The organism is Actinomycetospora sp. CA-053990, from assembly GCF_050948445.1.
Classification (GTDB): Bacteria; Actinomycetota; Actinomycetes; order Mycobacteriales; family Pseudonocardiaceae; genus Actinomycetospora; species Actinomycetospora callitridis.
This window is the reverse complement of sequence record NZ_CP192043.1, coordinates 1,795,981-1,816,654: the sequence shown is the minus strand read 5'-3', so window position 1 is coordinate 1,816,654 and position 20,674 is coordinate 1,795,981. Positions and strand designations below refer to the sequence as shown.

The 20,674-nt window shown below is 75.4% G+C and carries 17 protein-coding genes and 2 pseudogenes; 11 read left to right on the top strand and 8 right to left on the bottom strand.

Annotation, left to right across the window (positions count from 1 at the left end):
• Positions 1 to 9: 9 nt before the first annotated feature.
• Entirely contained in the window at positions 10 to 1,455 is a 1,446-nt protein-coding gene (locus ACQPYN_RS09300; RefSeq protein ID WP_433036157.1) for a DHA2 family efflux MFS transporter permease subunit, read from the bottom strand.
• A 128-nt stretch (positions 1,456 to 1,583) separates the two neighbouring features.
• Between ACQPYN_RS09300 and ACQPYN_RS09295 the strand changes: the two genes are divergently transcribed.
• Complete coding sequence (locus tag ACQPYN_RS09295; protein WP_433036155.1) at positions 1,584 to 2,501, top strand: siderophore-interacting protein; 918 nt, start codon at positions 1,584 to 1,586, stop codon at positions 2,499 to 2,501.
• On the opposite strand, the pseudogene ACQPYN_RS09290 reads toward ACQPYN_RS09295, so the two are convergent.
• Together ACQPYN_RS09290 and ACQPYN_RS09285 are read right to left on the bottom strand one after the other, a co-directional pair.
• Positions 2,498 to 3,172, bottom strand: a pseudogene (locus ACQPYN_RS09290) (thioesterase domain-containing protein); the annotation flags it as partial. The gene ACQPYN_RS09295 and the pseudogene ACQPYN_RS09290 sit on opposite strands and share 4 nt — an antisense overlap.
• 114 nt (positions 3,173 to 3,286) lie before the next feature.
• Positions 3,287 to 9,613, bottom strand: a pseudogene (locus ACQPYN_RS09285) (amino acid adenylation domain-containing protein); the annotation flags it as partial.
• A 262-nt stretch (positions 9,614 to 9,875) separates the two neighbouring features.
• Between ACQPYN_RS09285 and ACQPYN_RS09280 the strand changes: the two are divergent.
• The 7 genes from ACQPYN_RS09280 (at position 9,876) to ACQPYN_RS09250 (ending at position 15,425) form a co-directional block, all read left to right on the top strand.
• Entirely contained in the window at positions 9,876 to 10,928 is a 1,053-nt protein-coding gene (locus tag ACQPYN_RS09280) for an ABC transporter substrate-binding protein (protein WP_433036153.1), read from the top strand.
• Positions 10,929 to 10,989: 61 nt separating this feature from the next.
• Positions 10,990 to 11,928, top strand: a complete 939-nt coding sequence (locus tag ACQPYN_RS09275; protein ID WP_433036151.1) for a methionyl-tRNA formyltransferase — start codon at positions 10,990 to 10,992, stop codon at positions 11,926 to 11,928.
• Entirely contained in the window at positions 11,925 to 12,992 is a 1,068-nt protein-coding gene (locus ACQPYN_RS09270; protein WP_433036149.1) for a FecCD family ABC transporter permease, read from the top strand. Before ACQPYN_RS09275 ends, ACQPYN_RS09270 begins: the two co-directional genes overlap by 4 nt.
• Positions 12,989 to 14,050 (top strand): FecCD family ABC transporter permease, encoded by a 1,062-nt coding sequence (locus ACQPYN_RS09265; RefSeq protein WP_433036147.1) that lies wholly within the window; start codon positions 12,989 to 12,991, stop codon positions 14,048 to 14,050. The genes ACQPYN_RS09270 and ACQPYN_RS09265 overlap by 4 nt, the downstream gene beginning before the upstream one ends.
• A gap of 4 nt (positions 14,051 to 14,054) precedes the next feature.
• On the top strand, positions 14,055 to 14,876 hold the full coding sequence (locus ACQPYN_RS09260; protein WP_433036145.1) for an ABC transporter ATP-binding protein: 822 nt from the start codon (positions 14,055 to 14,057) through the stop codon (positions 14,874 to 14,876).
• Positions 14,877 to 14,917: 41 nt separating this feature from the next.
• Complete coding sequence (locus ACQPYN_RS09255) at positions 14,918 to 15,169, top strand: phosphopantetheine-binding protein (protein ID WP_433036143.1); 252 nt, start codon at positions 14,918 to 14,920, stop codon at positions 15,167 to 15,169.
• A gap of 4 nt (positions 15,170 to 15,173) precedes the next feature.
• The gene (locus ACQPYN_RS09250; RefSeq protein ID WP_433036141.1) at positions 15,174 to 15,425 is read left to right on the top strand and encodes an MbtH family protein; all 252 of its coding nucleotides are present in this window, start codon (positions 15,174 to 15,176) and stop codon (positions 15,423 to 15,425) included.
• A 10-nt stretch (positions 15,426 to 15,435) separates the two neighbouring features.
• Here the strand turns inward: ACQPYN_RS09250 and ACQPYN_RS09245 are convergent, their stop codons facing one another.
• Positions 15,436 to 15,987 carry an HdeD family acid-resistance protein gene (locus ACQPYN_RS09245; protein ID WP_433036139.1) on the bottom strand — a complete coding sequence of 184 codons (552 nt, stop codon included), beginning with the start codon at positions 15,985 to 15,987 and terminating at the stop codon, positions 15,436 to 15,438.
• A 103-nt stretch (positions 15,988 to 16,090) separates the two neighbouring features.
• On the opposite strand from ACQPYN_RS09245, the gene ACQPYN_RS09240 reads away from it, so the two are divergent.
• The 3 genes from ACQPYN_RS09240 to ACQPYN_RS09230 are packed head-to-tail and all read left to right on the top strand — an operon-like array spanning position 16,091 to position 17,905.
• Positions 16,091 to 16,561, top strand: coding sequence for a pyridoxamine 5'-phosphate oxidase family protein (locus ACQPYN_RS09240; protein WP_433036137.1), 471 nt, complete (start codon positions 16,091 to 16,093; stop codon positions 16,559 to 16,561).
• A complete protein-coding gene (gene bla / locus ACQPYN_RS09235; protein WP_433036135.1) occupies positions 16,558 to 17,472 on the top strand; it encodes a class A beta-lactamase in 915 nt (304 codons plus the stop codon). Before ACQPYN_RS09240 ends, bla begins: the two co-directional genes overlap by 4 nt.
• Positions 17,473 to 17,482: 10 nt before the next feature.
• The gene (locus ACQPYN_RS09230; protein WP_433036133.1) at positions 17,483 to 17,905 is read left to right on the top strand and encodes an SRPBCC family protein; all 423 of its coding nucleotides are present in this window, start codon (positions 17,483 to 17,485) and stop codon (positions 17,903 to 17,905) included.
• On the opposite strand, the gene ACQPYN_RS09225 is transcribed toward ACQPYN_RS09230, so the two are convergent.
• The 4 genes from ACQPYN_RS09225 to ACQPYN_RS09210 all read right to left on the bottom strand — a co-directional run bounded on the left by ACQPYN_RS09225 (position 17,898) and on the right by ACQPYN_RS09210 (position 20,659).
• Positions 17,898 to 18,356 (bottom strand): GNAT family N-acetyltransferase, encoded by a 459-nt coding sequence (locus ACQPYN_RS09225; protein ID WP_433036131.1) that lies wholly within the window; start codon positions 18,354 to 18,356, stop codon positions 17,898 to 17,900. The genes ACQPYN_RS09230 and ACQPYN_RS09225 overlap by 8 nt on opposite strands.
• 11 nt (positions 18,357 to 18,367) lie before the next feature.
• Positions 18,368 to 19,180 (bottom strand): SGNH/GDSL hydrolase family protein, encoded by an 813-nt coding sequence (locus tag ACQPYN_RS09220; protein ID WP_433036129.1) that lies wholly within the window; start codon positions 19,178 to 19,180, stop codon positions 18,368 to 18,370.
• Between the two features lie 61 nt (positions 19,181 to 19,241).
• Positions 19,242 to 19,982 carry an SDR family oxidoreductase gene (locus ACQPYN_RS09215; protein WP_433036127.1) on the bottom strand — a complete coding sequence of 247 codons (741 nt, stop codon included), beginning with the start codon at positions 19,980 to 19,982 and terminating at the stop codon, positions 19,242 to 19,244.
• Complete coding sequence (locus ACQPYN_RS09210) at positions 19,982 to 20,659, bottom strand: RraA family protein (RefSeq protein WP_433036125.1); 678 nt, start codon at positions 20,657 to 20,659, stop codon at positions 19,982 to 19,984. The genes ACQPYN_RS09215 and ACQPYN_RS09210 overlap by 1 nt, the downstream gene beginning before the upstream one ends.
• Positions 20,660 to 20,674: the final 15 nt, after the last annotated feature.

Sequence of the window (20,674 nt, the reverse complement as noted above, 5' to 3'; positions counted from 1 at the left end):
CCGTCGCCCTCACTCCGTCGCCGACGAGCGGCGGGGCAGCCTCGTCGCGCCGATGACGGCGACGAGGCAGAAGGCGAGGGTCCACCAGAAGGTGTCGGCGAAGGCCAGCGCCACCCCCGGCTCCCCCAGGGGCGCGCGCGCCTCGAGCCGGGTCTGCAGGACGACGGCGAGCACCGCTGTGCCGATGGAGCCGCCGAGGACGTTGAGCAGGTTCAGCGCGCTGGAGGCCCGCGGGAGCTGGGCGTGCGGCATCGACGAGTAGACGATGTTCATCACCGGTGCCCCGATCATGCCGAGGCCGATCCCGCGCACGAGCAGGGACGCGCTGATGAGCGGGTCGGACGGCACGCTGCCGAGCTGCGTGAACAGCACCGTGCCGGCGGCGATCAGCCCGATCCCGGTGAGCACGAGGGTGCGCGGGGCGACCTTGTCGATCGTCCGGTTCACCACCACCGACCCCACGGCTGCTCCGAGGCCCTGCGGGACGAGCAGCAGGCCGGCGGCGAACGGCGTGAGGCCGCGCCCGACCTGGAAGTACAGCGGCAGCAGGAACACGGCGCCGTACACCGAGGCACCGAGGATGATCAGCGCGCTCGCCGCGGCCCCGAACGGCGGACGCGTGAACAACCTCAGGTCGATGAGCGGGACGCCGCGCATCCGCAGGGCGTGCACCACGTAGCCGGTCAACAGGGCGACGCCGCCGACCAGACCGAGGAGCACCGGCAGGGACCCGAGGTCGCGCCCGTTGCCGACCTCCGTCAGCCCGAAGACGAGCGCCGCCACCCCCGGCGGCAGCAGGGCCGCACCGAGGACGTCGAACGGCGCGCCCTGCGCCGCGGGCGGGTGGGGCGCGACGAAGCGCAGGGCCAGCAGCACGGCGACGAGGCCGATCGGCAGGTTGACGTAGAAGAGCCACGGCCAGCTCGCGACGCCGAGGATCGTGCCGCCCACGATCGGCCCGATCACCGGCGAGAGCAGCGGGATGACCCCGACGATGCTGATGATGCGGCCGATGCGCTTCGGTCCGGCCTCGCGGGCGACCAGGGCCTGGCCGACCGGCGGGAGGAGCCCGCCCCCGAGCCCCTGGATCACCCGGAACACCACCAGGCTCTCCACCGACCACGCCAGGGCGCACAGCAGCGACCCCGCGAGGAACAGGACCACCGCGGAGATCCAGGTGCGGCGGCCGCCGAACCGGTCGACGATCCACCCGGACGAGGGCACGGCGAGCAGGAGCGCGAGCAGGTACGCCGTCGTAACCCACTGGATCTCGGTCACCGACGCCTGGAACTCCTGCGCCAGGGTGTCGATGCCGACGTTGACGATCGTCGCGTCCAGCGTCGCCATGAAGGTGCCGAGGACGAGGACGAACGCCGTGCGCAGGAGCCGGCCGTCGATCTCGGTGGGCGCAGGGGGCGGCTCGGAGGCCTCGGGCGGGGAACCGGCGGCGGTCACGGGGTCGGGGTCCTCCGGGGAGTGGGGGTGGGACACGGGGACGGATCCGGGCCTGCCGAAGGATAGGGTGCCCTAACAACTGGTGCCCGGCGCGGCACCCGACGTGCCGACCCGGGAGGGACCGACCCATGGACCGCGAACGACCCCGCGAGCGCGTCGCGGAGGCCCGCCTCGGCGCCGGGGGCGCGAAGGTGCCCTACCCCATCCGCATCCGCCGTCTCGAGGTCGTCGGCCGGCAGACGATCAGCCCGACGATGCTGCGCCTGACCCTCGGCGGTCAGGACCTCGTGGGCTTCGAGAGCCACTCGGTCGTCGACGAGCACGTCAAGATCGTCTTTCCGGACCCGGACGGCGGGCTGCGCGTCCCCGAGCCGAACGGGTCGATGGTCCGCTGGCCGCACCCGATGCCCCCGACCCGCGACTACACGGTGCGCCGCTACGACCCGGCCGCCGGCGAGCTCGACCTCGACGTCGTGCTGCACGCCGGTGGGCTCGCCTCGGAGTGGGCGGCGCGCGTGGGCCCCGGCGAGCCGGTGTGGGTCGCCGGGCCGCCCGCGGGCCTGGCCGTGCCGGAGCACTACGACCGCTACCTGCTCGCCGGCGACACCACCGCGCTGCCCGCGATCGCGCGCTGGGTCGAGGCGATGCCGGCGACCGCCCGCGGCTGGGTGTTCGTCGAGGTCGCGGACGCCGCCGAGGAGATCGACCTCGCCGCTCCCGAGGGCGTCACCGTCACCTGGCTGCACCGCGACGGCGTCGCGGCCGGGCGGAGCGACGTCCTGGCCCGCGCGGTCCGCGGCGTCGAGGTCCCCGCCGGCGAGTCGGTGTACGTGTGGGTCGCCGGCGAGGCCGGGTCGATCAAGCCGCTGCGGCGCTGGGTCCGCGACGAGCTCCGCCTCCCGCCGGCCGACTGCTCCGTCACCGGCTACTGGAAGGTGGGCCTCGCGATGTTCGACGAGGACCACAACCCCGGTGACGGGGAGGACCACGGGCACGGACACGGGCACGGGCACGGGCACGGGCACGACGAGGCCGCCGCGGTCTAGCGCGCGGCCGCGTCGGCGAGGGCCTCGGCGACGATCGGTCCGATCACCGCCCACCCGCGGGGCGCCACCATCGCCGCGTGGTCGCCCTCGACGGGGTGGGCGACGATGCGGTCGGGGCCGACGAGATCCCGCCAGGCGTCGGCCAGACGCTCGGCGTCGGCGCCGTCGGGACCCGCCGCCGCGAACAGCGTCAGGCGACCGTCGTAGATCGGCGCGTGGGAGTTCGTCCGGATGGCCACGGTCCGTTCCACCGCGGACCGGACCGCCGCGAGCAGCTCCGGCGCGTCCTCGGCGGCGCCCGGGGGCAGCGCGGCGCGCAGTTCGCGCTCCACGACGTCCGCGGACGGCCCCCGCCCGTCGGCCCGCTCGGCGGCCAGCGGCCCCGAGTCGATCATCCCGGTGAAGGCGACCTCCTCGCCGTCCTCGGCGAGCAGGGCCGCGAGGGCGTGCACCACGTTGCCGCCGAACGAGTACCCGAGCAGGTGGTACGGGCCCGTCGGCTGAATCCCGCGGATCGTCTCGAGGTAGCTCGCGGCGAGCTCGTCGATCGTCGTCGCGGGCACCGGGGCACCCTCCAGCACCGGCAGCTGCAGCCCGATCACCGGCCGGTCGGACGGGAGCTCGCGCACCAGCCCGGTGAAGACGGTCGCGAAGCCGCCGGCGGGGTGGACGCAGAACAGCGGAGCGGGACCGGTGCCGTCGGTGGCCCGCAGGGTCAGGACGTGGTCGCGCGGCAGGTCGATCCCGGGCGCTCCCGCGTCGGCGTCCTGCCCGACGGTGGCGAGCGCCGCGATCCCGGCGATCGTGCCGCCCTCGAGCACGTCGCGCACGGACAGGGCCACCCCCTGGCGCCCGGCCCGCGAGACGAGCGCGAGGGAGACGATGCTGTCGCCGCCGACGTCGATGAACGTGTCGTCGAGCTCGATCGCGTCGTTCTCCAGCACCTCGCGCAGCACGCCGAGCAGCACGGACTCGGCCGGGGTGGCCGGCGCCCGTGGCGGCGTCGACACGTGGTCGGGAGCCGGTAGCGCGCCGCGGTCGAGCTTCCCGCTCGGGCCCAGCGGCAGGGCGTCCAGCGGCACCAGCGCGGTGGGCACCATGGCGGTCGGCAGGACCGCCGCGAGGTCCGCACGGAGCGCGGCCGGCTCGATCCGCGCGCCGTCCACCGGGACGACGTAGCCGACGAGGCGCCGGTCGCCGGGGCGGTCCTCGCGGACCTCGACCACGCCCGCCCGCACGTCGGGGTGGCGCGCGAGCGCGGCCTCGATCTCGCCGGGCTCGATGCGCACCCCGCGGATCTTCACCTGGTCGTCGGTGCGGCCGAGGTAGACGAGCTGCCCGTCGGCGCGCCAGCGGACGCGGTCGCCGGTGCGGTACATCCGCTCGCCGGCACGGCCGGACGAGTCAGCACAGAAGGGGTCGGCGACGAACGCCTGGGCGGTCTGCCCGCGCAGGCCGAGGTAGCCGCGGGCGAGGCCGGGCCCGGCGAGGTACAGCTCGCCCACCATCCCGACGCCGACGGGCAGCAGGCCGCTGTCGAGGACGTAGGCGCGGACGTCGGGGTCGGGTCGCCCGATCGGCAAGGTCCCCTCGTCGGTGTCGAGGGCAGGCTCGGCCGGGTCGTAGCGCCAGGTCACCGCGTTGATCGTGACCTCGGTGGGGCCGTAGGCGTTGAAGAGCGCCCGCCGCCCGTCGCCCCACCGCCGCGCCAGCGCCGGATCCAGACGCTCGGCGCCGACGACGAAGAAGACGTCCGGGTCGACCTGCGCGTCGTCGGGCATCGCGGCGAGGAACGACGGGAGCAGGTTGATCCCGGTGACGCGGTGCGCGGCGGCGTAGTCGAGCAGCTCGTGGCCGGGCAGCCGGACCTCCTCCGGCGCGATCACCGAGGTCCCGCCCGAGAGCAGCGGCAGCATCATCTGCCACACCGCGACGTCGAAGCTCGTCGAGGCGAAGTGCAGGTAGCGCTCCCGGTCGGTGGCACCGACGACGTCCTCCTGCAGCGCGATGAGGCCGGCGAACCCGGTGTGGCTCACCGCGACGCCCTTCGGGCGGCCCGTCGTGCCCGAGGTGTAGATGACGTAGGCGAGCGCGTCGAGCGTGAGGCCGCGGCGTGCGTCGGCGGGGTCGTCGTCCCAGGTGGGGGGCTGCTCCCCCACCAGCTCCGGGTCGTCGAGGCGCAGCACGGCCACCGCGTCGGCGAAGGGCAGGCCCCCGAGGTCGTCGAGAACTCCCTCGGTGGTCACCGCCGCGACGGCAGCGGCGTCGCCGACCATGTACTCGAGCCGGTCCCGCGGGTAGCTCGGGTCCATCGGCACGTAGACCGCGCCGGCCTTGAAGATCCCGAAGACGGCCACGACCATCTCGACGTCGCGTTCGAGGAGCACCGCGACCGGCTGCTCGGGCCGGACGCCGCGGGAGATCAGGGCGTGGGCGAGGCGGTTGGCCCGCCGGTCGAGCTCCGCGTAGGTCAGCGCGCGGTCGCGGCACTCCACGGCGGTCTTGTCGGGACGGCGGCGCACCTGGGCGGCGAACTCCTCCAGGCAGCCCCCGCGGACGCGGTGCCCGGCGACGTGGTCGGTGCCCGCCGCGAGGACCCGGGCCTCCTCGGCCGGCTCGAGCAGCCGCAGGCGCGACACCGCCCGGTCCGGGTGGCTGATCATCTCGCGCAGCAGCGTCCGCAGCCGGTCGCTGTACTCGCGCACGGTGGCGGCGTCGAAGGCGCCCGGCTGGTAGCCGAAGCGGATCAGGATCCGCCCTGCCTCGTCCCCCGTCGCTTCGCTCGCCCCGTCTCCGGGGAGCACCACCACGTTCATCGGGTACTGCGTGCCGTCGTCGGTGTCGACGCCGGCCAGCTCGATCCCCGGCGCGAGCGTCACGCCCGTGCGGGCCGACATCGGCAGGTTCTCGGTGACCATGAGCGTGTCGAAGAGGTCGCCGACGCCGACCGTGCGCTGCACGTCGGCCAGGCCGACATGGTGGTGGTCCGTCATGGCCATCGACTGCTCGTGCATCGCGCCGAGGACCTCCAGCACGGTGTCCCGGTCGGAGTACGCGAGCCGGACGACGACGGTGTTGCCGAGCTGGCCGATCATCGTCTCGATGCCGTCGACCTGGCCGGAGCGCCCGGACACCGGGCTCGCGAACACCACGTCGTGCCGGCCGGTGAGCCGGGCGAGCAGCAGGCCCCACGCCGTCTGGACGACCGTCGCGAGCGTGAGGCCGTGCTCCCGTGCGAAGGCCCGGATGCCCTCGCTGAGCTCGGCGTCGAGCGCGGTGTGCAGCCGCTCGGGCCGCTCGAGGGCGGCACCCCGCGCGGCGGGCGCCAGCCGCGTGCCCTCGTCGAGCCCGGCGAGCAGGTCGCGCCAGGCCGCCAGCGACGCGCTGCGGTCCTGGCGGGCGAGCCAGCGCAGGAAGTCGGTGACGGGGGCGGTGCGCGAGGCGGGGGCGCCGCCGCCGATCTCCTCGTAGATCGCGAACAGCTGGCGGCAGACCAGCGGCATCGACCAGCCGTCGAGCAGCGCGTGGTGGTTGGTGAGCACCAGCCGGTGCTCGCTCGCCCCCAGCGTGACGAGCACGAACCGGATCAGCGGCGGCCGGGCGGGGTGCCAGGGGCGGTCCAGCTCGGTACGCGCCGCCGCGGCCACGTCGCGCTCCTGCTCGACGCGCGGGCGGGACGACACGTCGACGTGCTGCCAGCCCAGGACGACGTCCTCCGGCACCACCGCGACGACGGCACCGGTGGCCGCGATGGTCAGGACGCTGCGCAACGCGGGGCTGCGGGCCAGCAGCTCCCCGGCGGCGTTCCGCAGACGCTCCGGGTCGAGGGTGCCGACGAGGTGGTGCACGCCCTGGACGAGGTAGACCTCGGCCTCGCGCTCGTCGCGGGCCAGGCTGTGCACGACGAGCCCGGCCTGCAGGTCGGTGGCGGGGAGGGCCTCGCGGATGCGCAGCCCGTCCTCCAGGGGGTCCACGTCGGCCGGGTCGACGAGGACCTCGGGCGCCTCCTCCTCGTCGTCCTCCGCACGGCGCGCGAGCGCGGCCAGGGACGCGACGTCCGGCGCCGCCAGCAGCTCGCGGGGACGGAGCTCGAGGCCGTGCGCGCGCAGGCGCGAGCACACCGAGATCGCGGTGATGCTGTCGCCACCGATCCCGACGAAGTCGTCGTCGACCCCGACCCCGTCCAGCCCGAGGACGTCGGCGAGGACCTCGCACAGGACCCGCTCGTGCGCGGTCCCCGGCGCCCGGCCCGTGCGGGTGGCCGGGGGCGCCGGGAGGGCGAGGCGGTCGAGCTTGCCGCTGGTGGTGGTCGGCAGCGCGTCGAGCACCACCACGGTCGACGGGACCATGTGCTCGGGCACGCGCGTCGAGAGCGCGCGCCGCACCTCGTCCGACGACGGCGCGCCGCCCCGCTCCGGCACCACGTAGCCGACCAGCTGGGGGCGGCCGGTGTCGGTGCGGATCGCCGCGGCCGCCGCGCGCACGCCGGGCAGCTCGGCCAGCTGCCCCTCGACCTCGCCGATCTCCACCCGGAAGCCCCGGATCTTCACCTGGCCGTCGCCGCGGCCGAGGTAGTCGAGCCCGCGCCCGGGGACCCAGCGGGCGAGGTCGCCGGTGCGGTACATCCGCGCGCCGGCCGGGCCGAAGGGGTCCGCGACGAACCGCTCGGCGGTCGTCCCCGGGTGCCCCAGGTAGCCCCGCGCCAGGTGCGGCCCGGCCAGGTAGAGCTCGCCGACGGCACCGTGCGGCACGGGCTGCAGGGCGACGTCGAGCACGGAGATGCGCGTGCCGGGCAGGGCGTGGCCGATGGTCGGGGCGCCCGTGGTGACCGGGGCGACGGTGGCGTCGACCGCGGCCTCGGTCGGGCCGTACACGTTGCGGGCGGCGACGCCGGAGTCGGCGACGCGCTGCCACAGCGTGGGCGGTGTGGCCTCGCCGCCGAGGATCAGCAGCGACGGCGGGTGCTCGCCGGTGAGCAGGCCCGCCTCCACCAGCTGCGCGGCCATCGACGGCGTCGTGTCGACGACGTCGATCCGGTCGCGGGCGTACGCCGCGAGCAGCTCCTCGGCGTCCTTGGTCAGCTCGGTGTCGTAGAGGTGCAGCTCGTGCCCGCCGAGCAGCCAGAGCAGTTGGTCGATCGAGGCGTCGAAGGCGAACGAGTAGGTGTGCGCGACGCGGAGCACGTTCTCGGGCACGCCGTCGGCCACCTCGGCGGCGGTCTCCCGGTGGTGCGCCAGCAGGCCCGCGAGCCCGCCGGCCCGGCCGAGCACGCCCTTGGGGCGCCCGGTCGAGCCGGACGTGTAGATCACGTAGGCGAGCCGGTCCGGGGACCCGTCCCCCCGCAGGAGCGGCCCTGCGTCCTGGGCGTCGGCCTCCGCACGCAGGTCGGCGACGTCGACGGCGCCGAGCTCGTCGACAGCCGTGTCACTCCCCACGACCAGCACCGGGCGGGCGTCGTCGATCAGCTCCTGCCGACGCCGGAGCGGATGGGACAGGTCCAGGGGCAGGTAGGCCGCGCCCGCGTCCATCACCGCGAGGAGCGTGACGACGAGGTCCACGCCGCGCGGGAGCGCGAGCGCGACGACGTCGTCGGTGCCGATGCCGCGCGCCCGCAGGGCCCGCGCTGTCCGGTGCACGCGGTCGACGAGCTCGACGGCCGTGAGCCGGTCCGGGCCGCAGACCAGGGCGGTCCGGTCGCCGGCCTCGTCGCGCAGCCGGTCGAGCGCCGTCGGGACGTCGTCGGGTTCACCGGTCGGCGCCGGCCCCGTCCACTCCCGCACCAGCCGGTCCTGCTCGTCGGCGGGGACGAGGTCGACGCGGCCGATCGGCGGCGCCTCCGCCGACGTCAGCGCGTCGATCACCCGGAGCAGGGCGTCCGCGCGCCACGCGACGCCGGCCTGGTCGGTGAGCCGGTCGTCGATCTCGAAGCCGAGGCGGATGCCGCCGTCCGCGGTCGGGGTGGCCGTCAGCTCGAAGTCCTGCGGCGGGCCGCCCGCGACGTTGCGCATCACGCCGGTCGATCCGGCGAAGTCGATCGTGTAGTCGAAGGCCTTGAGGTTGATGCCGCCGATCAGCATCGCGCCCAGCCCGGGCACCCCGAGCTCCCGCGGGAGGTCGGCGCCCCGGAAGCGCTGGTGGGAGCGCATCTCCTTCATGAGGCCCGCGACGCGGCGGGCGAGGTCGTCGAGGCGGTCGTCCCCGCGCACGGTGACCCGCAGCGGCAGCAGGTTGACGGCCATCGCCGGGGTGCGCAGCGCCGCCTTCCCGACGCGGCACATCAGCGGCATGCCGATGACGACGTCGGTCTCGCCGTGGGCGCGGTGCAGGAAGGCCGCGAAGCAGCCGATGAGGACGTCGGCCCAGGTCGTCGACGTCTCGTCCCCGACGGCGCGCAGCCGGGCGAGGACCTCCGGTGGGACCTCGACCGCGGCGGCGACCGTGCGCTCCGGCGCCCCGGACGCCGTGCGCGCTGTCCACACCGTGCTCGTCGGGTCGGGCAGCGGGGAGAGGCGGTCGCGCCAGTACGCCCGGTCCTTCTCGTGGCGCTCGCCCGCCCGGTACTCCTGGTCGGCCGCGACGAGGTCGGCGATCGCGCCGAACTCGGGGGGCGGGCGCTCGGTGCCCCGCACCAGCGCCGTGTAGTGCGCGGCCGCCCGCCGGGCCATCATCGCCGCGGAGTACCCGTCGATGATCACGTGGTGGTAGAGCTGCACCCACCACACCGCGCGGTCGGAGAGCCGCAGCAACGTCTGGCTGTCCAGCCGGCGGTCCACCAGGCCGCGGCACGCCTCGGCCGCCCGCGCCCGGATGGACGCCACGGCCGCGTGAGCCGCGGCGACGGGGTCTTGCTCGGCGCGCAGGTCGACGATCTCGGGGGGCTGCGCGGGGTCGTCGGACAGCGACTGGCGCGGGCCGTCCGGGGTGTCGTGGAAGCGCAGGTGCAGGGTCTCGGCCTCGGCGATCGTGGCGCGGACGGCCTCCGCGAGGGAGGCGACGTCGAGCGGCTCCGTCCCGTCGATCTCCACGACGTCGCCGACGAGGTAGTGCGGGGAGTCCGGCTCCAGCCACTGCGCGTTCCAGATCCCGAGCTGGGCGCCGGTCAGCTCCAGCAGCGCGTCCGCCGGGGTCCGCGTCCGGACAGCAGTACTCAACCCGTCCTCCTCTGTCGCCCTGCCGGAGCCGCCACCGTCGGTTAGGCATGCCTAACCCACCATTTCGGACCCCGCCGCCGCAAGCGAGCCGGAACGTCGCACGGGTCACGGTGGGTGTCAGGACCACCACGTCGGGCGATCGCCCGTCTGGTGCCTTATGGAAGGCTGCCCTAACGTCGCGGCCGACGCGCGGTCGACGATGCCACCGACACGAGGAGGACCAGTGGGCCCTGTGGGCGAGCACGCCACGGCCGTCGGGCGAGGGATGCGGGAGGGATCCCGGCGCGCGGACGTCGGGCGTCTCCCCGCGGCGCGCCTGCTGCTCGCGGGGCTGGCGGCCCTCCTGGTGCTGGCCGGCTGCGGCGGCGGCGAGTCCGGCGGCGGCGCGGCACCGGCGGGACCCGCGCGCACCGTCGACTCCGAGCGCGGCCCGGTGCAGGTCCCGGCCACGCCGCAGCGGATCGCCGTGCTCTCGGGCAGCCTCGCGGGCGACCTGTTCACCCTCGAGGCGCCGGTCGCCGTGGCGGAGCCCCGCGTGCTCGGCGTGCAGCCGGACGCCACCGGCTTCCCGCCCAGCTGGTCGACACAGGCGACGGCGCAGGGCACGCAGCGGCTCGCGAGCGAGGGCGCGGGGCTGTCGATCGAGCAGATCGCGGCCGCCCGCCCCGACCTGATCATCGGTGGCGGGCAGGGCTTCACCGCCGCGCAGGCCGCCAACGCCTACCCGCAGCTGCAGCAGATCGCGCCGACGGTGCTGCTGCCGGCCTTCACGCAGTGGCAGGACCAGCTGACGCGGATCGCCGACGTCGTCGGGCGCTCGGACCGCGTGCCGGGGCTCCTGCAGGCCTACCAGGACCGGGTCGCGCAGGTCCGGGGCGCCCTGCGGCTGCCCCCGCAGCCGACGGTCTTCCTCTACCAGGCCCGCGACGGCAAGCCCTACGTGATCACCCCGACCGCGGCGCTCCCGCGCATCGCGGGCGACCTCGGCTTCGTGCCCGACGACGTCCTCACCAAGGCGGACAACCCGCCGCTCTTCGGCACCGGCGACTCGTTCGAGACCAGCCCGGAGCTGCTCCCCCGGGTCGCCGACGCACCGACCGCGATCGTGCTCCCGATCGGCCAGCGCCCCCTCGCCCAGCTCCGGGCGGACCCGGTCTACGCCCGGCTGCCCGCATTCAGCAGCGGCCAGGTCTACGAGCTGCCCTCCACGGCCTTCCGTCCGGACTACGCGGGCGCCATGAGCACGCTCGACGCCTTCGCCGCCCAGTTCCGCTGACCGCCGGCCCCAACCCGAGCGGCCCGGAACCCGAGCGGCCCAGAACCCGAGGAGCCCATCGATGCGCGTCGTCCTGTTCGGCTACCAGAAGTGGGGTGCGCGGCTGCTGGCCGCGCTGCGGGAGTCCCGCCACGAGGTGGTGCTCACCGTGAGCCACCCCGAGGAGGGCGAGTGGGCGCCCGCGATCTTCGAGGAGTCGATGGGCGACCTCGCGCGCGCCCACGACATCCCCGTGATCTACCGCGAGAAGGCGGTCGACGACGAGCTCGTGAGGGCGATCGAGGAGTCCGGGGCGGAGATCGGGCTGGCCTGCAACTGGCGCACCTGGATCAGCCCGGAGGTCTTCTCCGCGCCCACCCGCGGCACGGTCAACACCCACGACTCGCTGCTGCCGAAGTACGCGGGCTTCTCCCCGCTGAACTGGGCACTGATCAACGGTGAGAGCCAGGTGGGCATCACCGCGCACTGGATGGACGCCGACCTCGACCGCGGCGACATCATCACCCAGCGCACGGTGCCGGTGACGCCCACCGACACCACCGAGGACCTGTTCCACCGCACGGTCGGTCTGTTCGGGGAACTCTCGCTCGACGCCTTCGACCGGATCGAGCACGGCCCGCACGACTGGCTGCGCCAGGACCCCGCGCACGCGTCGTTCTTCCACAAGCGCGCCGACCCGGACAACAAGATTCACTGGGAGCGGCCGGCCCGCGACCTCGTCAACCTCGTGCGCGCCCAGACCGGGCCGTACCCGAACGCCTGGTGCCTGCACGAGGGCCGGCGGCTGCGGGTGCTCGAGGCGTCGGTGTCGAAGGAGAAGGCCGGCGGCACCCTCGGGCGCGTGTTCGCCCGGGAGGGCCGGGGCGTCATCGTCGTCGCCGGGCCGGAGGCGTGGCGGGGCGGGCAGCACGGGCTGGTGCTGCAGCGGGTCCGCGACGAGGAGGGCGTCGAGCACGTCGCCGGGGACTGGTTCCGGCGCATGGGGGACTACCTCGAATGAGCGTCTCGCCGCCGACCGCCCCCACGACCGACGAGCGGGCCGACGAGCGAGGGACGCCCCCGCTCGCCGGCGGGGCGGCGCGCGCGGCGGGTCTGCTGGTCGGGGTGGGGCTGCTGGTCCTCGCGACCCTGCTGTCGCTGGCGGTGGGCGCGCTGCCGGTCTCGCTGCCCCAGGTGATCACCGCGTTCACCGACTTCGCGGGCACCGACGCCCACGTCGCCGTGCGGGAGCTCCGGCTGCCGCGGACGCTGGTCGGCATCGCGGTCGGCGCGGCGCTGGGCCTCGCGGGCACGGTGATCCAGGGCGTGACGCGCAACCCGCTCGCCGATCCCGGCATCCTCGGCATCGAGGCCGGCGCGGCGTTCGCCGTGGTCGCGTCGATCTACGTCCTGGGCATCACCAGTGTGTCCGGGTACGCGTGGTTAGCCCTGCTCGGGGCGGCGGTGGCGGCGGTGGTCGTCTACACCCTCGGGGCATCGGGCCGGGCGGCCGCGAGCCCGGTGACCCTCGCGCTGGCGGGGGCCGCGGTGGCTGCGCTGCTCACCGCGCTGACCTCCGCGATGGCCCTGCTCGACTCCGGCACCCTGGACGCCTTCCGGTTCTGGGTGGTCGGCTCGCTCGCCGGCCGCGACCTGGAGATGCTGGCCGGGGCGGCGCCGTTCCTGGTGGTCGGGGTGGTGCTCGCCCTCCTCTCCGGGCGCGCGCTCAACGCGCTGGCCCTCGGCGAGGACGTCGCGCGAGCGCTCGGCCAGCGGGTGGCCCTGTCCCGGGGCCTCGCCGCGGTGGGCATCGTGTGCTGCGCCGGCGGGGCGGTGTCGGTCGCCGGGCCGATCGGGTTCGTCGGGCTGACCGTGCCCCACGCGGCCCGCGCGCTGGTCGGCCCGGACTACCGCTGGGTGCTCCCCTACTCGATGCTCATGGGCCCGGTCCTGCTGCTCGTCGCCGACGTGATCGGCCGGGTGCTGGTGCGGCCGGGCGAGCTGCAGGTCGGCATCGTGATGGCCGCGATCGGCGCCCCGGTGTTCATCGCGCTGATCCGTCGCGGACGGCTGGTCCAGCTGTGACCCGCGCCGACCCCCGACCGACCCCCCGCCGGGTCCCGGTCCGCGCCGGCGGGTTCTCGCGGCTGCTCGACCTGCGCCTGCTCGGGGTGTGCGCCGGCGCGCTCGTCGTCGGCGTCGTCGCCATCGCCCTGTCGGTGAGCGTCGGGGAGTTCCCGATCCCGCTGGGCGACGTGGCCGCGACCCTGGTCGGCTCGGGGACCTTCAGCGACGAGTTCATCATCGTCGGCCTGCGGCTGCCGCGGGCGCTCGTCGGCCTCGGCTGCGGCATGGCGCTCGGCGTCTCCGGGCTGATCTTCCAGACGCTGGTGCGCAACCCCCTGGCCGCGCCGGACATCATCGGCGTCACCGGCGGCGCGAGCCTGACCGGCGTCGCCATCCTCATCCTCGGCGCCCCGCCCGCCCTGCTGCCCCTCGGCGCGTTCGCCGGCGCCGTCGCGTCGGCGACGCTGGTCTACGCCCTGGCCTGGCGCGGCGGGCTCTCCCCGTACCGGCTGGTGCTGATCGGCATCGCACTCGCCGCGGTCTCGGTGGCGGGCACGCAGTACCTGCTCGTGATCGGCGACCTCCTCGACGTCCAGCGCGCCGCGGTGTGGCTGGTCGGCAGCCTCAACGGCGTCACGTGGGCGGAGTTCTGGCCCCTGCTCGCGGGGCTGGTGCTGCTCGTCCCGGCCACGGCGGTCCTCGCGCGCGCCCTCGACGCGCTCGCACTCAGCGAGGAGTCCGCCACCGCGCTCGGGGTGCGCGTGCAGCGCTCGCGCCTCGGACTGGTGGTCGTCGGCGCGGCTCTCGCGGCGTTCGCGGTGGCCGCGGCCGGGCCGATCGGGTTCGTCGCCTTCATCGCCCCGCACCTCGCCCGACGCCTGACCGGGCTCACGGGCGCGGCCGTCCTGCCCGCGACCGCCCTGGTCGGCGGGGTGCTGGTGATGGTCTGCGACCTCGTCGCCCGCCTGGTGCTCGCGCCGGTCGAGCTGCCGGTCGGCGTCGTCACGGCCGTCGTCGGCGCGCCCTTCTTCCTCTACCTGCTCCACCGCGCCAACCGACCCGTCCGTGGAGGGTGACCCCATGAGCCTGCGCGCCCATGAACTGACCCTGGGCTACGGCGGCACCCCGGTGGTCGCCGACCTCTCGCTCGAGCTGCCGCCCGGGGCCGTCACCGCGATCGTCGGCGCCAACGCCTGCGGCAAGTCCACCCTGCTGCGCGGCCTGATCCGGCTCCTGGCGCCGACCTCGGGCGCGGTGCTGCTCGACGGCACCGAGCTCGCCCGGCTCGGCACCCGGGAGGTCGCCCGGCGCCTCGGGCTCCTGCCGCAGTCGCCGTCCGCGCCCGAGGGGCTCACCGTCGAGGACCTCGTCGCCCGGGGCCGCTACCCGCACCAGAGCTGGCTGCAGCAGTTCTCCCGCGACGACCAGCACCACATCGACTGGGCCCTCGAGGTCACCGACACCGCCGCGCTGCGGCGCCGCTCGCTCGACGCGCTGTCCGGGGGCCAGCGCCAGCGGGCCTGGATCGCGATGGCCCTGGCGCAGGACACCGAGACCCTGCTGCTCGACGAGCCCACGACGTTCCTCGACATGGCCCACCAGGTCGAGGTGCTCGACCTGCTCGCCGACCTCAACCGCGAGCAGGGCCGCACGATCGTCATGGTCCTGCACGACCTCAACCAGGCGTGCCGCTACGCCGACCACATCGTCGCGATGCACCAGGGCCGCATCCACGCGCAGGGCCCGCCGTCGGAGGTCGTCGACGCGGAGATGGTGCGCACGGTGTTCGGCCTCGACGTCCGCGTCGTCCCGGACCCCGAGGAGCACACCCCGATGTGCGTCCCGGCCAAGCGGCGACGGCGTCGCCTCGACGCCCCCGAGCAGCAGCCCACCGCGACGTGACGCTGCCGCCACCTGACGGCAGCACGAGGGAGAGGACCGCCATGGCAGAGCAGACCCCGACGACGGGAACCGTCGACCGCGACCGCATCCGGACCGACGTGGCCGCGGCACTGGGCGAGGAGCCCCGGGACGTCGGCGACGACGACGACCTCTTCGACCTCGGCCTCGACTCCATCCGGCTCATGAGCCTCGTCGAGCAGTGGCGCGGCGAGACCGGCTCCGACATCGGGTTCGTCGACCTCGCCGAGGAACCCACCGTCGCGGCCTGGAGCCGCCTTTTCACCGGAGCGTGACGACGTGCCCAGCCCCTTCGACGACCCCGACGGCCGCTTCCTCGTCCTCGTGAACGACGAGGGGCAGCACAGCCTCTGGCCGGTCTTCGCCGACGTGCCGGCAGGCTGGACGGTCGTGTTCGGTCAGGACTCCTCCGGTGACGCCCCGGGCGCCGACCGGGCCGCCGCGCTCGAGTACGTCGAGCAGCACTGGACCGACATGCGCCCGCGCAGCCTCGTCGAGGAGATGGAGCGGGCGGAGCGGTCGCAGGGCTGACGCGCCCGCGTCAGCGCGGGTCGCGCCGCATGCTCAGCGCGAGGCCGATGTCGCCGGCGCCGCGGAAGATGAAGGCCAGCCCCACCAGGATCCCGATCCAGACGATGGCCGTACCGGGCGACACGAGCAGGACGAAGGCGGCGATCAGGCTGAGCACCCCGAGGAAGATGTTCCACCCTCGGTGCTCGGACTGCGAGAAACCGACGAGCAGATCGTGGACGCCCGCGATCACGAACCAGAGGATGAGCCCCCAGACCAGCGCGAGGACCCCGCCGCCCGGGTTGAAGAGCACGAGGACGCCGGCGACCAGGACCAGGACCCCGAACGCGGCGAGCCAGCCGCGGCCCGTCGAGCCGGTGTCGGCGCGCCAGGCGACGCTGATCTCCAGTGCGCCCTGCACGATCAGGGCGATCCCGAGGAAGACGGCGGCGAAGAGGGTCGTGGCCAGGGGATTCAGCAGTGCGATCACCCCGACCAGCACGCCGAGGATGCCGGACGCCAGGATCCAGCCCCATCCGCTCGACGTCCGGCGCACGCCGGGTCCACCCACCGCGCTGGTCATCAGCGTTCTCCTCTCAGGGAACAGATCCTTCGGGGCACATCGAAGCCCTGTTCACACTCCGTGTCGAGAGGGCGCGCTTGACCGGTCTGCTGCGATGACCGTCGTGAGCGGAGCCTTGCTCGACCCCGCCGTCGCCGTCGACGCCCACGCCGCGGAGCGTCTGGCCTCGGAACCCGTGATCTGGCTGGGCACGGTGGCGCCGGACGGGCGCCCGCACACGGTGCCGGTGTGGTTCGCCTTCGACGACCCGATCGTGACGATCTTCAGCCGTCCGGACACCGCGAAGATCGGCCATCTCCGGGCGCACGGGGCCGTCAGCCTCGCCCTCGACACCGCCGGCCAGGGCGGCGACGTCGTGACCGGCGGTGGCGACGCCGCCCTCTCCGAGCTCGCGCAGGTGGAGGACGCCCTCGACGCCTTCGGGCGCAAGTACGCCCCGATGCTCGGCGACCAGCCGCTGGACGCCTGGCTCATGACGTTCTCGCAGCCGATCGTCGTCACCGTCGACCGGCTCGTGGTGTGGCGCGCCACGGCGAACGGCCTCGAGTACCGGTCGCTACCCTCCCGCGGGTGATCACTCCGACCCGCCGGGCGGTGCTCCTCGGCGGTGTCGCGGCGGTGCTCGCCGGGTGCTCGACCGGTGGCGCCCCTCCCGATCGGACGAGGCCCGGCACGCCTCTCCTCGACCCGGCCGCCCTCGACGAGCTGGAGCGCCGGTCCGGCCGGCGGATCGGCCTCGTCGTGCTGGACACCGGCACCGGTCAGGCGGTACGGCACCGCGCCGACACCCGGGTGCTGATGTGCTCGACGGCCAAGGTGCTCATCGTCGCGGCGATCCTGCGCCGGCGCCTCGACGACCCGGGCCTGCTCGAGCGCACCGTCCGCTACATCCGCGCCGACCTGCTCTCCTACGCGCCGACGACCACGCGCTTCGTCGACACCGGCATGACCGTGGCCGCGCTGTGCGAGGCCGCGATCGTGGTCAGCGACAACACCGCCGCGAACCTGCTCACCGGCCTGCTCGGCGGGCCTGCGGCGACGACGGCGTTCGTGCGCACCCTCGACGACCCGGTGACGCGGCTGGACCGCCTCGAGCCGGAGCTCAACGAGACCGGGCCCGGCGACGAGCGCGACACGAGCACGCCCGACACCATGGCCGCGGACCTGCGCGCCCTCGCGCTGGGAGACGCCCTCGACCCGGCGGGTCGCGATCTCCTCCTCGGCTGGATGGACGGCGCGACCACCGGCACCCAGCAGATCCGCGCGGGCCTGCCCGGCGACTGGCGCGTCGGCGACAAGACCGGCTCCGGTGCCCAGGGCGAGAGCCACGACATCGCCGTCGCCCGGCCACCGGGACGCGCGGCATTGGTGATCGCGGTCTACACGACCCCGTCCGATCCGGCGAGCACCAACGGCAGGCAGACCATCGCCGAGGCGACGCGGATCGCGGTCGCGGCCCTCCCGCCCGGCGGTCCGGCACGGTAGGACGGGAGCCGTGGAGTACACGGTCAGCCGGGATGTGGACGCCGACTCCGGGACGGTGTGGGCGGTGATCGCCGACGTGGAGCGCATGCCCGCGTGGACGTCGACGATGACGCGCGTCCGCGTGCTCGACGGCGGGGAGCTGCGGGTCGGCGCCCGCGTCCGGGTCGAGCAGCCCCGGCTGCCCACCGCGACGTGGGAGGTCACCGAGCTCGAGTCCGGCCGCTCCTACACGTGGGCCTCGCCCGCCCCGGGCCTGCAGAGCGTGGCCCGGCACGCGGTCGAGCCGATCGGCCCGGGCCGGAGCCGCGTGACGCTCGGGATCCGCCAGACCGGGCCGCTCGGGGTCGTCGCGACGCTGATGGGCCCGCTGACCCGGCGCTACGTCGACACCGAGATCGCCGGGATCGTGGCGGAGGCGACGCGGACTACGTGAGGACCAGCGTGAGGTGCACGCTGTGGTGGTCCTCGGGGTAGTCGGCGAACGGGGCGCACGGCACGAACCCGTGGCGCGCGTAGAGCCGGCGGGCCGGGGCGAAGTACTCCTCCGCGCCGGTCTCCAGGCTCAGCCGCCGGTACCCGCGGCGGCGGGCCTCGGCGACGACGTGCTCGACGAGCCGCGTCGCGGTCCCGCGACCCCGGTGCGCCGACGCCGTGCGCATCGACTTGATCTCGCCGTGGGACGGGTCGAGCTCGCGGAGGGCCCCACAGCCCAGCAGCGCGCCGTCGTCCCAGACCGTCCAGAACGTGACGTCCGCTGCGCGCAGGCCCTCGAGGTCGAGGGCGTGCGTGCTCTCCGGCGGCGACACCGCCCGCATCTCCTCGAGGTGCTCGTCGAGCAGGGCGGCGACCTCGGGGCCGGTGAGGTCGTCGGTCACGATCTCCACGTTCGGGATCGTCACGGCAGGGGCGCGAGCTGCGGGCGCTTCGGCGCGCGGCGGTCGCCCGTGCTGCGACCCTGCGCGCGCCGCTGCACCCACGGCCACAGGTGCTCGCGGGCCCAGCGGGCGTCCTCGCTGCGGCGTGCGGTCCACGTCGTGGGCGCCTCGGGCGGCCAGGGCTCGCGCCAGTCCTGCTCGGGCGGGAGCCCGAGGACCTCGCAGACGCGGGCGGCGACCTTCGCGTGCCCGGCCGCGTTGAGGTGCAGCCGGTCGTCGGTGCGGGCCCGGGCGTCGGCGAGCGGCGCCATCGCCCACAGGTCGACGAGGTAGGCGTCCTGCCGTGCGGCGATGTCGCGGATGTGCTGGTTCATCGCGGCCAGGCGCCGGGCGATGAGGTTGAGCAGCGGGCTCTCGCGGGTGTTGAAGCCCGTGAACACCAGCACGTCGGCACCCGTCGCGCGCAGCGTCGCGACCGCGCCCTCGAGCCGCTCGGCCAGGGCGTCCGGGTCGGCCGTCGGGCGCAGCAGGTCGTTGCCGGCCGCGCAGATGCTCACGAGCTCGGGAGCCAGGCGCACGGCCTCCGGGACCTGGGTGGCGACGACCCGGTCGAGCAGGAGCCCCCGGATCGCGAGGTTGGCGTACTCGACGCCGGGGCGCCCGCGGGCCAGGGCGGTGGCCACGCGGTCGGCCCAGCCGCGCTCGATCCCCGTCACGGGATCGGGGTCGCCGACGCCCTCGGTGAAGCTGTCCCCGAGTGCCACGTAGCTGCGCCAGGCCCCACGCGCGGGCCGCGGGCCCGGCACGTCGAGTGACGCCTCGTTCCTCGTCACGGCCGCGATTCTGCTCCGCGGCCCCGGCGGCGCGCGCCACCGCCCCGATCATGTCCGGTTCCTACCGGCCGCCCGCGACGTCGAGGACGCTGCCCGTGCAGTAGGACGCCTCGTCGGAGAGCAGCCACGTCACGGCGGCGGCGACCTCGTCGGCCGTGCCGGCGCGCCCCACGGGCGCCGAGGGCCCGAGGCGGTCGACGCGGTCGGGCTGCCCGCCGGACGCGTGGATCTCCGTGTCGATGATGCCGGGGCGCACGACGTTGACCCGCACGCCCTCGCCCGCGACCTCCTTGGCCAGCCCGGTGCCCAGGGTGTCGACGGCGGCCTTCGAGGCGGCGTAGTCGACGTACTCCCCCGGCGAGCCCAGCCGGGCCGCGGCCGAGGACACGAGCACGATCGACCCGCCCGGGCCGCCGTGCGCGGTGGAGAGCCGGCGCACGGCCTCGCGGCAGGTGACGACCGCGCCGACGACGTTGATCGCGAGCATCGCCGTGACGCGCTCGGCGGACATCGCGTCGACCCGCGCCTTCGGGGCCACCACCCCGGCGTTGACCACGACGCCGGCGAGCGGGCCCATCTCGTCCGCGGCGGCGAAGGCGGCCTCGACGTCGGCCTCGACCGCGACGTCGGCACGCACGGCCCGCGCGTCGACGCCGTGCTCGCGGGCCGCGGTGACCACGTCCTGCGCCGCCCCGGCGTCCCCGCGGTAGGTCAGGCACACGGTCCATCCGGCGGCCGCGGCCCGCGCGACGACCGCGGCGCCGATGCCGCGGCTGCCCCCGGTGACGAGGAGGACGGCCATCAGACGGTGAACCCGAGGCTCGACTCGCGACCGGCGGCGCGGGCGGCGCGGTGCTCGGCGATCGTGGTCTGCTCGGCCAGCGAGCGCCCCTGCCCGAGCCCGGCGAGCACCGCGGCCTCGGCGCGCTCGATCTCCTCGGCGCCGGCCAGGGCGACGCGCAGCTGGTCGGGGGTGGCGACGGCGAGCCCGTCGTCGTCACCCAGCACGACGTCCCCCGGCCGCACGGCGACCCCGCCGAGGGCGACGGCGCCCTCGTCGAACCCGCGCGGGTCGCGCGCGGTGCCCGACGCCGGCGTCGACCCGCGGGCGAACACCGGCAGCCCGAGCGCCCGCAGGCCCGCGACGTCGCGGCACCAGCCGTCGATGACGATCCCGGCCAGGCCGCGGCGGCGCGCCTCGGCGGCGACGAGCTCGCCCGCGATCGCCCGTGCGCCGCGGGGTTGGCGACGACCAGCACCGAGCCCGGCGCCGCCTCGCCCGCCGCGAGGAGCACCGGCAGGTGGTCGTCGGGGGCCACGACGGTGACCGCGGGCCCGGCCATCCGCACGCCGGGCACCATCGCCCGGATCGCGGGGTCGGGCAGGGCGAGGGTCTTGTCGGCGTCGCACAGCGAGGAGGTCGCGAGCGCGCGCACGCGACCCAGCTCGTGGGCGGTCAGGGAGTCCACGGGCGGCCATGATGCTCGACGCGGC